At 71.4% G+C, this 14,117-nt stretch carries 5 protein-coding genes; all 5 read right to left on the bottom strand.

All coding sequences use genetic code 11. From position 1 onward, the window contains the following. Positions 1–116: 116 nt before the first annotated feature. The 5 genes from drmC to drmD all read right to left on the bottom strand — a co-directional run bounded on the left by drmC (position 117) and on the right by drmD (position 14,029). Positions 117–878, bottom strand: coding sequence for a DISARM system phospholipase D-like protein DrmC (gene drmC, locus KF837_05770; GenBank protein MBX3226797.1), 762 nt, complete (start codon positions 876–878; stop codon positions 117–119). Then, entirely contained in the window at positions 875–2,770 is a 1,896-nt protein-coding gene (locus KF837_05765; GenBank protein ID MBX3226796.1) for a DUF1998 domain-containing protein, read from the bottom strand. The genes drmC and KF837_05765 overlap by 4 nt, the downstream gene beginning before the upstream one ends. Next, the gene (gene drmA / locus KF837_05760; protein MBX3226795.1) at positions 2,771–6,172 is read right to left on the bottom strand and encodes a DISARM system helicase DrmA; all 3,402 of its coding nucleotides are present in this window, start codon (positions 6,170–6,172) and stop codon (positions 2,771–2,773) included. It abuts the gene before it with no gap. A gap of 301 nt (positions 6,173–6,473) precedes the next feature. Beyond that, positions 6,474–10,541, bottom strand: a complete 4,068-nt coding sequence (locus tag KF837_05755; GenBank protein ID MBX3226794.1) for a hypothetical protein — start codon at positions 10,539–10,541, stop codon at positions 6,474–6,476. Further along, positions 10,538–14,029, bottom strand: coding sequence for a DISARM system SNF2-like helicase DrmD (gene drmD / locus KF837_05750; protein MBX3226793.1), 3,492 nt, complete (start codon positions 14,027–14,029; stop codon positions 10,538–10,540). Before drmD ends, KF837_05755 begins: the two co-directional genes overlap by 4 nt. Positions 14,030–14,117: the final 88 nt, after the last annotated feature.

The raw sequence follows: 14,117 nt of genomic DNA, 5'->3' as shown, positions 1-14,117 counted from the left end.
CTGCACGGTTCGTGCCGCCCCTCCCAACGCGAAGGCGCTCCTGAAATCGTCGAGTTAGCAACACCGGTGGGGCGCCGCTCGTCCTCCTTAGTCGGCACGGATGATCCGGTCGTCGTTCAAGCCGTGAGCGCGACTTCCTGCAGCAACCCCTGTGAGACCAGACCGTTGAACTGGCCCTCCAGCCGTCCCGCGAATCCGACGTCGTCGATCAGGACGCCGACCTCGATGTGGCGGGTCTGGCCGAAGCTCGTGTAGTTCGCCGAGGTGACCAGCGCGTGCCGGCCGTCCGCGACGGCGCACTTCGCGTGGAGCAACACCTTGCCGTCGCGGCGTGACGTACGCGGATCGTGGAAGAAGACGGGTAACGGCTCGCCGAAGGGCCAGTTCCTTCGGACGAACTCGCGGACCCAGCGCGCCGCGTGCGCGGGGACGTCGACCTCGCTCGCGGCGCCCTCCGGCACGTGGAGGAACAGGCGCACGTCGAGCCCGCGGACGAGGGCGTCATGGAGTGGGCGAAGGACGCTCTCACCCTGCGCGAACACGTAGCCCGCTACGAGCACGCGGCGCCGCGCGCGCCGGCACAGCTCCGCGAGGACGACGGCGGTGTCGCGCGTCTGCGGCGACGTCGTATCGGGGCCCGTCCAGACCAGCTCGAGCGGCGGCCGCTCGGCGCGCGTCCGCTCTTCGATCAGGAGATCGAGCGCCAAGAGGAGCCCAGCGCGCGACTCGAACGCGAGGCTCGCGGCGATCGACGCCGCGAACGCGCCGAAGCCGTGCGCGCGGAGCGGTGTCTCGGTGAGCGGGCAAGAGAGAGCTCCCGCACGCACGAGGTCGCACAGCTTCACGAGGTCCGCGGTCGAGAGATCGGCGACCTTCACGGGCGGACGGAGAAGAACGCGAGCTCGGCGTCGTGGCCGAGCGTCGGGACGACGAGCGCTCGATCGAGGTAGCGGTTGAACCACTCGCACGAGCACTCCGCGACGTAGAGGCAGCCATGACAGGCCGCGCCCTCGAGGTGCCGCTCGGCGGGATCGTCCGCGGGCGAATGGAGCGCGCAGACCGGATCGCTCGAGCAGAGCGCCCCGAGGTCCCAGGCGCGGACGACGTGCGAGCGAATCGCGCGGCCCTGTTCGACGAGCCCGCCGAGGGTGCCCTCGCTCCCGCTCGTGCCGGTCGAGAGCAGGATCGCGGCCATCGGGAGCTGTCCGACGCCGGTCTCGTCCGTCGGCCTCGCGCAGTAGATCCGCTCGCGGATCGCGCTCGCGGCATAGCCGCACTCGAGCGAGATCGCCGAGATGAGCAGGTGCGCGAGCGAGTGGAGGAGGTAGAAGCGCGCGCCCGGAAACGGCGGGACGGCCTCCCCTTCCCCGGCTCGCTTCTCGAGATCGCGGCGCCACACGTCGTAGCCGGCGCGGAGCGCGTCCTCGCGCCGGCGGACCACGTCCTTCGATTCCCAGGCGGCGACCTTCGCTTCGTCGAGGCGGACGAAGACGCCCTCGCCCTGGATCGTCGTCGCCGGGAGCCAGTCCTGCGCGAGCGAGAGCCGCGCGGTGCGGACGCCGCTCTCGTAGGTCCCTTGCATGTCTGGCATCATCGGGACGATGCGCGTGAACCCGACCTGCGCGCGCACCTCGCGGAGCTTCGGCGCGACGACGAGGGAGTGGATCCCGTCGGGGAGCCCGTCCTCGGGATCGTGACGCCGGGCCCAGAACGGCTCCTCGCGCGGCGGCAGCTCGCCGGGCTGCTCCTTCGGAGCGTTGACGAAAAGCTTGTACTCAGCAGTGCGGAGCGGCTCGCGCGGCGGGGCGGCGCCGGTCTTGATCGCCTCGACGACGGAGAGCACCGCGTCGTCGCCGTACCCGGTCAGGCCCGCGTTCACCTCGGGGATCTTGCGGAAGTGAGGGAGCGTCTCCGCGGTCGCCGCGACGAGGGTCGGCCAGAGCTTCCGCACCGCCTCTTCGAGCTCGCGCTTCTCGTCCGGGATCGAGAGCGCGCTCGTCACCTGCGCGAAGTACGAGTTGCTCGCGGTGCGGACGATGAGGCGGAGGTCCTCGGTGCATCCCTCGTGATCGCCGCCGAGCCACGGGCGCTGCCCGTCGCACGTGAGGCCGGAGTTTTTCCGCATCGCGGCGACGAGGAAGCTGGTCGCGCCGCAGCCGCGGCACTCGACCTTGATCTCGGAGAAGTCGCCGGTCTTGCCCTCGACGAGCGCGAGGTCCGGCATCCCGCAGCGCTCCTTGCCGAGGTGCGCGAACGAGAGCCACGGGAAGTCCTGGACGTGCCCGCGGCGGCAGGCGCCGACGAAGCGGACCGGAATCGCCTCCGACGTAGTCGAGCGGTTGCACTGATGGACGTAGTGCTTGTCGTCGGACCCCGGACGCCGCTTGAGCTCGAGCGCCTTGTTCATCGCGAGCGAACGGCAGCTCGGGCTCTGACAAACGAACCACTGCGGGAACTCCAGCGTCGAGACGCCGACCTGCTTGGACGGCGCCTTGTCGTCGCAGGCGGGCGGCTCGCGGAAGGCGTTCTCGAAGCTGAGCATGATACCGATGCGCTGCAGGCGCTCGGCGAGGTGGTCGCGCAGCCGCGGCTCCTGGATCACGGTCTTCGCGCCGTAGAGCCAGTAGTCGAGCCCGCCGACGAGGATCGCGTCGCCGATCAGGTCGACCATCGCGCCCGGCCCGAAGGTGGTGACGACCTGGCTCCGGCGGATCGTGCCGTCCGGCTGGTGGACGACCTCCTTCTTTCCCCATCCCTTCCGTGCGGCCATTCAGCGTCCTCCCAACTGCCTGCGCTCGACCCAGAGATGCACCGAGGGCTCGACGTCGCGCATCGAGGTCGGCGCGGCGAAGAGCTTCTCCTCGGGCGCCTTGTCGCGATCGTTCCCCTCGAGCGCGGTGTAGAGGACGGCCTTGCCGGCGCCCTTGTCCTTGTCGTACGGCGAGTAGGCGCGCGCGCCCTTCCCCGCGGCGACGTCGGCGGCGATCGACTGCCAGGCGTCGAGGATCGCGCGTCCGCGGCTCCGGAGCGTGTCGCGGAGGAGCTCCTGCTCCGCCTTCGTCATGCCGTCGCGGAACGCGGAGCCGCGCGTCGCGATCGCCTCGACGCAGGCGTCCGCGAAGGCACGGTGAGCGGGGAGGTCACGGAGCGCCTCCGGCGGCGTGAGCGCCCCCGCTCCGAGCCGCGTCATGGCGACGAGCATCCCGGCGAGCCCGCGATCGAGCGCCGGACCCGAGAACGGCGTGAGGCTCTGCGCCTCGACGAAGCGATAGAAGCACTCGTGGTAGGTGCGGAAGCGCTCGTAGTGAGAGCGATCGCGCGGCTTGCCCATGTTGAAGCAGGTGACGACGAGCCCGGGATACTCCACCTTGCGCCCGACGCGGCTCGAGGCCTGGATGTACTCGCTCGTCGTCTTCGGCTGGCCGGCGACGACCATGACGCCGAGGCGATCGATGTCGACGCCGACGGAGATCATGTTGCTCGCGAGGAGGACGTCGACGCGCGCCTCCTCCGTCGCCCACGGCGCCTCGAGGCGCGCCTTCGACTGCGCGATGCGGGCGGTGGGCTCGCGGCTCGTGAGCTCGACGGGCTCGCGGAGCTCCGGCCGGCGCCCGAACCACGGATGCGGTCCTGGATGATCGTCGGGCCTCCGCTCATCGATGCGGGAGGCGCGGGCGCGGACGTCGTCGTCGACGAGGCGGCGCATTCCTCCGAGCTCGCGGAGGCTGTTGAAGTAGCCCGCGAGCGTCATGTACGCGTCCGCGGTCTGCTTCGGCGGACCGGAGTCGTCGTACTCGTGGCGCGCGGCGGCGAGGAGCGCGAGGTAGGTGCGGATGAGGATCTGCTTCAGCGGGCGCCCCGTCGCCGCGACGCCGACGTAGAGACGGCCCGACTCCTCGTCGTCGACGACCTTCGCGAAGAACGTGTCGCCCTCGTTCACGCCAGGCGGTGGGAAGAGCGCCATCGAGCGACCGAAGAGGGCGCGCACTTGCTCGCGGGCGCGCCGCACCGTCGCGGTCGACGCGAGGACCTTGGGCCGCCGTACGCGCGCACCTCCCCCGGCGCCGGCCGGCGGAGGTCGCGACGCGAGCGCATCGATCGCGGTTTCGTAGAGCCCGCACATCGTCCCGAGCGGACCCGAGATCAGATGCAGCTCATCCTGGACGATGAGCTCCGGCGGCGGCAGACCGTCGGGGAGCACGACGCTGCCCTTCGGCGCCGGAGCGAGCGGCCCGTAGTAGCGGCGCTCCTTGCGCGCGGTGGCGCGACCGAAGAGGAGGCCGGTCTCTCCGCGCCACGGGAGCATCGCGAACTTGTCGACCGTGGCGAGGAGGAACGCGGGGAGCTCGCCGTAGACCTGCTCGTCGACGAAGAGCACGGGGAGCCCGTCCGGCGATCGCGACTCGCCGAAGGGGCATTCGCGACGGTCGAGGCAGGAGACGACGACATCGGCGGGCTTGTCCTTCGGGACGAGACGGAAGCTGTCCTTGTCGATCGGGCGGTCGCACCACGGGCACCGCGTCAGCGGGAACGGCGAGCGCGGGCTCCGCGCGACGGACGCCTTGTACTCCTCGAGCTTCTTCTTCACCTCCGCGAACGTGTTCGCGGTCGCGCTCTTGCCGACCCAGAGCCCGATCGCGAAGCGTACGTCGCCGAGCCGCGCGGGATCGGCGCGGCGGAGGATCTCGAGCGCGCAGACGAGGCGCGCGGCGCGCGCGAGCTGATCGAGCGTGAGGAGGCGGAGCGTGTAGCGGAGGAGCACCGCGACGCCGAGGCCGCCATCGGGGCGCGAGGCGCCGCGGATCCGGCGCAGGAGGAGCGTGAAGGCGATGACGCCGAGGTAGGCCTCCGTCTTGCCGCCGCCGGTCGGGAAGAAGATGAGGTCGACCACGTCGCGATCGACGTGCTGGTCGTCGACGACGCCCTCGATGCACTGGAGCACGAAGGCGAGCTGGAAGAGGCGCCAGCGGGGCTCGTCGTTCGGGCGCGCCTTCCGCGCCTGCATCGCCATCGCCTCGTTCGTCCACGCGAAGGCGAGCCGCGCGGCTTGGTCCTTCTCGAGCCGCGCGATCCCCTCGCGCATGCGCCCTCGCGCGCGTTCGGCCTGATCCATCAGCGCGTGCTTCGTCGCGTCTCGCGGTGTGTCGGCCGACGAGCCGACGACGATCGCGCGCTGCGTCGCGATCCAGTCGCCATACGCTTCGACGATCGGCGAGAGCGCGGCGGAGAGCGCGAACGGATCCTCACCCTTGCCGAGCTCGGCGAGCCGCTCCATCCGGACTTCGATCGGACGCCCGGTGTCGTCGTTCGTCACGACGCGACGGACCACCGCGCACGGCAGCCAGCGGATGCGGACGCCCGGCACGCGGCCACCCTCCTCTGGACCGCTCGGCTCGACGGAGACGCCGTGCCCGACGCCGCACTCCGAGCGCGCGCGGAACTGGAGGTCGGCGACGCGATCGTCGAAGTCGCGGGCCCCTTCGCCGGTTCGGTTCGTGCGCGCGACGATGCCCGCGGCGAAGCGGATCTCCATCGCGACCTGGAACGCGATCTTCTCTTCACGCTCGGACTTGTCCTTCGGATCGACGACGGCGCGATCGTTGACGAGGAAGAGCGCGAGCGCGCGCGTGCCGGGATCGAGGCCGCGAACGTCCGACGTCGTCTCGAGCTTGCCCGTGAGGCGCATGCCGGGCGCGCCCGTGACGTCGACGCCCTTTCGGAGCACGTCCGGATCGAGGCGGACCGGGACGACGACGGGCGGACGAGGGACACGCTTGAACGCCTTCTTCGGGCGCTTCCTCCCCTCGGCCTTGGCGACCTCAACGTGCGCGTACTCGGCCCACGAGAGCTCGACGTCGACCGTGTCGCTGGGTGGTCCTGGCGGGAGCAGCACGGAGAGCCCGACCGACGAAGGGAGGAGCGCCTTCTGCTTCGGCGCGGTCTCGTCGGCGGCGCCGCCGGTCTCGACGTCGTCTTCGTCGGGGCCGGCGGTCATCTCGTCGTCCTCGGGCTCCTCCTCGGCTTCGCGCGCGGCGGGTGGGACGAGGAAGCCGGTGACGTACCAGCGCGAGGGAGCGAGCGGGAGGAGCTCGTCGGGGTGCGCGGGGTCGAAGGGGCCGACGAGATCGGCCTCGAGGGCGTGGACGAGGTGGGTGCGGACAGCGCTGCTCATCGCATCGTGCTCCTTCGTGAGAAGAGGGGCGCGCCTCGCGCGACCGCGAGGTCGGCGCGGCGTGGGACGGGAGGCGCCGCGCACGTCGAACGCAGCGAATGCATGCTCGGACGCACCGAAGGCCGGACAGGCTCGGGGGATACGGGAGAGAGCGCCCGCACCTGGACTCGGATCGGAGACGCGGCGCGCGCGAAATGCCGGGGAGGCTCGCATGCCCAAGAAGAGAGACCGCGCGGTGGAGGCGCGGCGCACGTCGAAGGTCCGGGCTCGCGTGACGTGGAGAGGAGGACCGGCGGAGAGATCACGAGACGGCCTTCTTCTTTGCGGTCGCCTGCTTTCGGCCCGTCACGGTTCCCGCCGTGTCCGTTTCGCGCGCCGGCGCAGCGGGACGCTTCGCCGCGCGCTTCTTCTTCGGAGCGGTGTCGGTCGCCGGATCGCCGGCCGCGGACGCGGAGGTCTTCACCGCGGAGCCCTGCGCGGCGGCGCGCTCGGCGTTGAGCGCGAAGAGGCGGTCGACGACCGTGTCCTCGAAGAGCGACGCGGCCTTCTTCTCTTCGTCGGTCCGCGGCGTCGTGAACGGCGGCGGCTCGAGGTCGCTCCAGCCGTACGCGGCGAGCACGGCGCGGTCCATCGCGAGCGTGAGCGCGCGGAGCTCCTCGATCCGCGCGTCGGCGACGTCGGGGTCCTTCAGGCGGTTGTAGGTCGTCGTGAGGCCGACGTTCTCCGTGCGCATGTACTCGGCACGCGCTTCGTAGAAGCCCTTGCCGGGGCCTTCGAGCGACCGGAAGGCGGGAAACGGAAACGTCGAGAAACAGTCAGACGGCGCATAGCGAAGGTCTCCCTTCATCGAAGAGGAGAGGAGTCTCGCCCAGCCTTCATGGACGCGCGACTGCACGACGGCGAAGCGCGAGTAGTCATCGAAGGGATACGCATAGAGCGTGTGCGAGAAGACGCGGTTCGTCGGCTGGAACGCGAAGACCAAGTGCTTCGTGACCTGGGAGTTCACGAGACATCGCTTGAGCGGAGCGATCGCGCGCTCCAGTGCAGGCGTCAGACGCCCAAACCGCCACCAGTTCGCTTTCCGTGTACGGCCGTCGGGGTTGTCGGCCAGCTTGTCTCGCTCCGGCTTCACCTTCTCTCGCACGATCGAGAGCAGGTCCGGCCAGCGCTCCGCCTCTTCGAGCGACATCGTCCCGAAGTTGATGACGTACCGCTCGAACGTCTGCGTCGGGCTCGAGTTCACCTCCTCGCCGCCGAGGTACGGGAACGTTCGCTCCGCGTTCCGCGCGTCCTTCGCCACGAGCGCCGCGCGCTCCTCCGGCGTGAGCGTGAAGCCCATTCCGAGCACGATGCTTCCCTGAAAGCTCTTGTCCGCGTTGTCCGTGAGCACCACCGGATCGGGCCGCTCCGCGCCCGCGCGGAGGCGCGAGCTCACGAACGGCACCACCGCGCCGTCGAGCCGCCGCTCCGCGACGTGCGCGATCACGCTGCCCTTCGCGAGGTGGACGACGGACACCGAGACCGCCGCCTCGCCCGGCCACGGCATGATCCGCGTCGCGTCGTAGATGACGAGCCCCGCTCCGACGAGCGGCTGGAGCGCGGTCGCGCGCGTGTCGCCCTGCGCGATCGTCTTCGTCGCGATGAGCCCGACCGCGCCGTGCGTCCCGAGGAGCGTGTTCGTGCGGCGGAAGAAATGCGCGACGAGATCGGCGTTGCCGTGCGACCCCGGGTGCAGCACCTGGAGCCACGGGATGTACGCCGGACCGCCGGACGCCAGGATGCCGTTCTTCCCCTGGAACGGCGGGTTCCCCACGAACGCGTCCACGTACGCGACGCGGCTCGCGCCCCCGGGCTCGAGCGGATCGGCGCGCTCCGCGAAGAAGACCTCCGGGAACTCGACCGCCCAATGGAAAGGCCGGAGCTTCGCGCGCGCCTCCTCCGCAAGATCGGCGAGCTCGGGCGGCACCGGGCCGCCCGCGTGGAGCCACGCGCGCACGAGCGCCTCGCGGCGCGCGCGCTCCGCCTCGCGCTCCTTCGGCTTGTCGCGCGCGAAGAACGCGCCGACCACGAGATCGCCGATGAGGCGCACGCGCGCGAGGGCGTCGGTCGCGTCCTCGAGCGCGCGCTCCTTCTCCTTCAGCGCCGCGGCCGATCGCTCGGACGCGAGCGCCTCGATCCGCCGGCGCGCCGCGAGCGCCTCCTTCAGCGCGAACGCGATCTCGTCGCGAAAGAGATCGAGCTCGAGCTGGCCCTTCTTCGGCGCCGCCGGCGCGACGGGCTCCCACGTGAACTTCTCGATCTGCTCGAACGTGAGGCCGACGAGCGAGTCGCCGCAGCGGAGCGCATGATCGAGGTAGGTGAACGGCTCGTCCTTCGCGAGCGTCGCGAGCCAGAGCGAGAGCTTCCCGAGGCTGACCGCGAACGGGTTCTTGTCGACCCCGTAGAGACATGTCTGCGCGACCATCCGTCGCGCGTGGGTCACGAGGTCGCCGTGCGCGACGATGCGCGCCTCTGCCTCCGACCCCTCGCGCGCCCACGCGGCGACGAGCTCGCCGGCGAGGAACCGGCACGCGGCGACCAGGAAGGCGCCCGACCCCATCGCCGGATCGCAGACCTTCAGGCTCAGGATCTGCGCGGCCGTCGGCGCCTCGCCCATCGCGGCGATGAGCGGCCGGAGCGTCTTCTCTACGACGGGCTCGGAGAGGCTCCGCGGCGTGTAGTGCGAGCTCGTGTGCTTGCGGTCGGCTCCCGGCTGCAGCACCAGGCGCCCGGCCTCCGCGCGATCGCCTGCTCCAACGAACGCGGCCAGCGCCGAGAAGGCCAACAACGCCCCCCCCCCCGCATTCTTAGACGAATTATTCACATACGACGACTTATCCAATTTTGACGAATCGTCGACTGCCGCCACGATCGCCTCGCACTTGGCGACCGACAGGTCGGTCGCCTCCTTCAGCCACTTCGCGCGCGTCCGCGGCTCCTCGTTCAGGATCGCGTCCACCTCGATCCAGACGCCGTACGGACCGAGCCGCACCGCCGGGCTCGCGAGGCGCCGCGCCTCGAAGGAGAGGAGCGCTTCGTACACCGAGCCGACTTGCTCGACATCGAGCGCGCGGTACGAGAGCCGCTCGCGGCGCAGGTAGAGCAGATGCCGGAGCACGTCGAAGACGCAGCCGTCGTCGACGCTGGGGATCCGCACGCGCGCGCGGTCCTCCGCCAGCGTGATCGGCGCGCCGCCGGCCGGCCCCCACCCCTCGAGGAACGGGAACCGATGCGGATCGAACAGATCGCCGTAGCGCGGCGGCATGACGAGGCCGTCGTGCCGGACGCCGAGGAAGACCGCGCGGAAGAGCGCGACCAGACGACCGTACGCGCCGAAGCGCTGCCCCATCGCGTCCGGATACGTCCCGGCGTCGGCCTGCAGGCGCTCGAAGAGCCCGAGCACGCTCATGCCCTCGCGGTAGAGCATGCTCTCCATCGGGAGCAGCTCGCGATCCTCGGCGAAGAGCACGAAGACGAGGCGGAGCAGGAGCGTAAGGAGCCCCTGCGTGAGCGTGCCGTCCGCGAGCGCCTCCGCGACGAGCGGCGAGCCGTCACGCTCCGCCGCCTCCTCGAAGCCGCGGAGCAGGCGCTCGAGCGCGGCCTTCACCTGCGCCTCGAGCTCGCGGCTCACCTCCGCCTGCATCCTGCGGCTCGCGGCGAGGAGCTCCGGCAGCGAGCGCCCCGCGCCGGCGCCCTCGAAGCGACGCGCGTGGAGCAACATCACGAGCGCATCGAGGATCGGCCGCCCGTCGACCTTCGCCATGTCGGCGACGCGGAACGTGATCGCCCCCGTCGACTCGCCCGGAGGGGCGTAGACGAGGCGCACGACGCGCCCGTTCGTGAGGAGCCCGATCGGCACGCCGGTGGCGCGGAGGAGGCGATCCATCTTCGCGCGCGGCGGGTACGCCCAGACCCCAGCGCGCTCGTCGGGACGATCGAGCTCGATCGACGACGGCAGCTCCCACGCGAGGAGCTGGTAACGCTCGTGGCACGCTCCCGCCACGACCTCGGGACGACGGAGCGCCCACGTCGCGCGGATGGTCTCGCTGCCCTCCGGGAGGTACACCGCGAGGTCCTCCGGCGGATCGTCGTCGCGGAGATCGGCGCCGAGCTCGAGGGCGTCCTCGACGAAGGCGCGCACGCTCGCGAGCTCCGGCGTCCCGCCGTCGCGCGTCACGACGTGCTCCGCGCGGAAGCGCTCGTGGAGCTCGGGCGGTCTCCTCGCGGCGATGTCCGCGTCGACGAGGACCGGCACGCTCACGACGAGGCCCTCGATCGGCTGGACCATGCCCATCCACGTCTCGTGGAAACGTCGCTCCGTCGTGCTCATCCGCGCGTCTCCGGCCACAGATACACGAGACCGACGGGCACGAGACGTCTCCTCGCCACCGCGTAGAGCGCCTCCAGCGCGCGCGGCTCCTCCTCCCGCTCCTTCTCGAGCTCGCGCCGCCGCCGCTCGAGGTGCCGTCGATCGGCCTCCCATTGATCCCGCTGCTTCTCCGCGTCGCGATCCCCCGGCGCGAGATCGAGCGTGAGCTGCCGCCCCGCGAGCTCGCGCTCGAGCGTCGTCCGCTGCGCCTCCAGGATCTTCGAGAGCGCGGTCGCCTCTTCCCGCGCGCGCGCCTTGAGCTTCTGCTCCGCGGCGAGCGCGCGTGCGTCGGCCTCCTCCGTCACGAAGCGCCATAGGGCGGCGAAGTCCTTCGCCGCGTGCGGGACGAGCGAGCGCTCGAGCGCCTCGTGCTTCTTCGATCTCCCCGCCGGCAGCGCGAGCAGCGCGGACTCGATGTCACGCACCGCCTCGGCGTCCTCCTTCGCCGAGCGCGGCACGAGGTGTCCGTCGCGCGCGGACTCGAACCAGGGCGCGGCGACGACGACGAGCTCGTCGTGAAGGCGCGTCGCGCGTGGACCGAAGAGCGAGAGGCGTCCGATCGCGACCGCGCGCACCTCGTCGTCGGCGCGCGTCGGCAAGACGGTGACGCGCGAGAGATCGTGCGCAGAGAAGCCCTGCGCCCGGAACCGCGTGAGGATGCGCTGCACGAACGGGTGCTCGAGGTGGACGTGCACCGTGCTGTCGCTCCACACCTCCGGGGCCTCGAGCACCACCGGCCGAGGTGGACGCCTCCGCCAGACGTGCTCCGGCTCGTCCGCGCCGCGCGCCGGACGCATGCCGTCGACGACCGGCGTCCACGACTCCGGCAGCTCCGGGAGCGCGAAGCGCGCCGGGCCGTCCCCCTCCGCCGGGAGAGGCGTGAGCGGACCGGCCCCCGCGAGGGCGAGCCCCTCGTCGAGCACGCGACGGAGCAGCTCGGGCTGGAACGCGAGCAGCTTCCGCGAGCTCTTGAGGATGGAGCCCGCCTCGTCGATCTCGGCGCGCAGGCGATCGATCCCGCGCGCGCTCTCGAGCTCGGCGCGGATCTTCGATCGTCGCGCCGGGCTCCCGGCCGCGTCGAGCGCCTCGCGCGTGCCTTTGCCGATGCCGCGCGCGAGCGTCGTGCCGAGCTCCTCCGCGATGACCGCGCCGAGGGAGCCGAGCTCCTTCTCGATCGTCTGCACCTTCTCGACGAGGACCTCGAGGACGCGGTCCTCCGCGCGATCGGGGTAGACGAAGTAGTGACAGCGCACGGTCTCCGCCGGCTGGAGCGTGCGATCGATGCGTCCGTTCCGCTGCTCCATCCGCCCCGGGTTCCAAGGAACGTCGACGTGAAACAGGTCGGCGCAGTACGCTTGGAGGTTCAGGCCCTCGCGCGCCGCGTCGGTGCAGACGAGGACGCGGACGGGGTGCTCGGCGGGCGGGCCGTTGAAGGCCCGCTGGATCGCGTCGCGCCGCTCGTCGCCGATCCCGCCCGCGAGCTCGAGGACGCGGTCCTCCCCGCCGTCGGTGCCGTCCGCGGCGGCGCGCAGGTAGCGCACGATCGCGTTCTTCGTATCGGCGTACTCGGTGAACACGATGACGCGCGTGTCCGTCCACCGCCGCGCCGTGGCAGGCGCCTTCCGCCGCGCCTCGGGATCGAGCGCGACCGCCGCGCACTGGTGCTCGGCGATCCACGTGCGGAGCGCCTTCATCTTCTCGTCGGGCGCGCGGGCGTGCGTGCCCGCGAGCGCGCGCATCGACGCGAGGAGCTCGCGCGGACGCTCGCCCGCGGCGCGCTCTCCGAGCGCTCGTGTCGCCTGGCGCACCTCGCTCGCGAGGCGCGCGTTCTCGGTCTCGTCGTCCTCGCCGTACGGTTCGTCGTCGCGCTCGTCCTCGCCAGGCTCGTCCTCCGCGCCGAGCGCCACGACCTTCTTCCCCGTCGCGCTCTCCGCGTGGACCTCGAGGGTGCTCGCGAAGGCGGCGATGCTGGAGAGGAGCCGCTTCTGCAGGTTCACGAAGACGAGGCGCCCGCGCCCGCGCTCGGGCGCGACGAGCTCCGTGTACTCCGCGAGCATCGACGAGAGGACGACCTCGGGAGTATCGGGGCTGCCCACCGCGAGGCGGACGACCCGGCGCTCCGGGAAGCTCCCCGTGTTCGGGAGGGCGCGGAGATCCGACTTGAGGCGGCGCACCATGACCGGCTCGAGCGCCGAGGGATCGCCGGGAGAACGCGTCCGCGTGAACCGCTGCGGGTCGAGGATCTCGAGCAGCGCGGCGAAGGAGTTCGAGTGGCCGTTGTGCGGCGTCGCGGAGAGGAAGAGGCGGTTGTCGAACCGGCGCGCGAGCTCGCGAACCACCTTCGTCGTGTTCGAGTCGACCGCGTAAGCGCTCGCCGTCGCCGGCGCGGCCGAGTGCGCCTCGTCGAGGATCAGGAGCGACTTGCGCGCGCGCTCTCCGAGCTGTTGCAGGAGAGGCTCGAGGTACTCCGGACGCCGCAACGTCTGGTACGTGATGATGAAGCGGTGGAACGTGCTCCACGGCGGCACCGCGAACCCGCGCTCGCGATGGCTCGCGGCGACGAACGCGCGCGAGAAGATCTCGAAGCGAAGGCCGAACCGCCGCTCCATCTCGCCCTGCCACTGCACGGCCACCGACGCGGGGCACACGATGAGCGCGAAATCGACGCGCTGCCGGAGCACGAGCTCGGAGAGCACGAGACCGGCTTCGATGGTTTTACCCAATCCAACGTCATCCGCGATAAAGAGGTTCGCGCGTGGGAGCGCGAGCGCCTTGCGGAGCGGCGTGAGCTGGTGGGTCAGGATCTTGATGCCGGCCCGAAACGGCGACTGGAAGAGGCGCGCGTCGGTCGCGGTGACGAGGTTCCAGCGCAGCGCGAGGAGGTAGGACCCGAACGCGTGCGGCGAATCGAAGCCGGAGACCTCGCCGAGCCCCTTCGTCTCGGGCTGAATCACCTGCGCGCCGAGCTCGATCTCCCAGAGGACGTCGAGCGTCTGCCCCGCGTTGTCGTCGTCGAGGCACACGAGCGACACGCGCGTCGCCTCGTCCTCGCCGCCGCGCGCGACGCGCTCCACGAGCCACTGGCGGCGCCGTACGAGGACGATGTCGCGCTCGCGCGGGAGCCAGCGCTCCTCGGCTCGGCTCGCGAAGAGCGGCTTCGGCGGCACCGTGTCGACGTTGCCGTGCGCCTCCAAGAGCGAGCCCGCGAGCTCGGTGCGCGAGCGCGACGACGCCGAGAGACCGTGCGCGGCGCACACCGCGCGGAGCTCGTCGCGCCCGAGGCGCTCGACGATCCCGCGAAACGCGAGCCGACCCGACGCGAGGAGCCCGTCGACCTGAAGCTCCTTCTTGCCCGCCGGGACCGCCACCTCGAGATCGCGGGCGAGCTCGAGCAAGCGCAGCTTGGTGAGGACGGTGAGAACGGAGCGCGTGGACGGGGTGTCGTGCATGGCTCGGGCGCCGGAGGATCTCGCAGACTACTCGCTCTATGCGACAACGGAGGACCGAGCCGCCGTCGCCCTGCCAGGCTATGCTCTC

Origin of the sequence: Labilithrix sp. (genome assembly GCA_019637155.1) — a bacterium.
Taxonomy (GTDB): Bacteria; Myxococcota_A; Polyangia; order Polyangiales; family Polyangiaceae; genus Labilithrix.
This window is presented reverse-complemented; position numbering and strand designations above follow the sequence as displayed.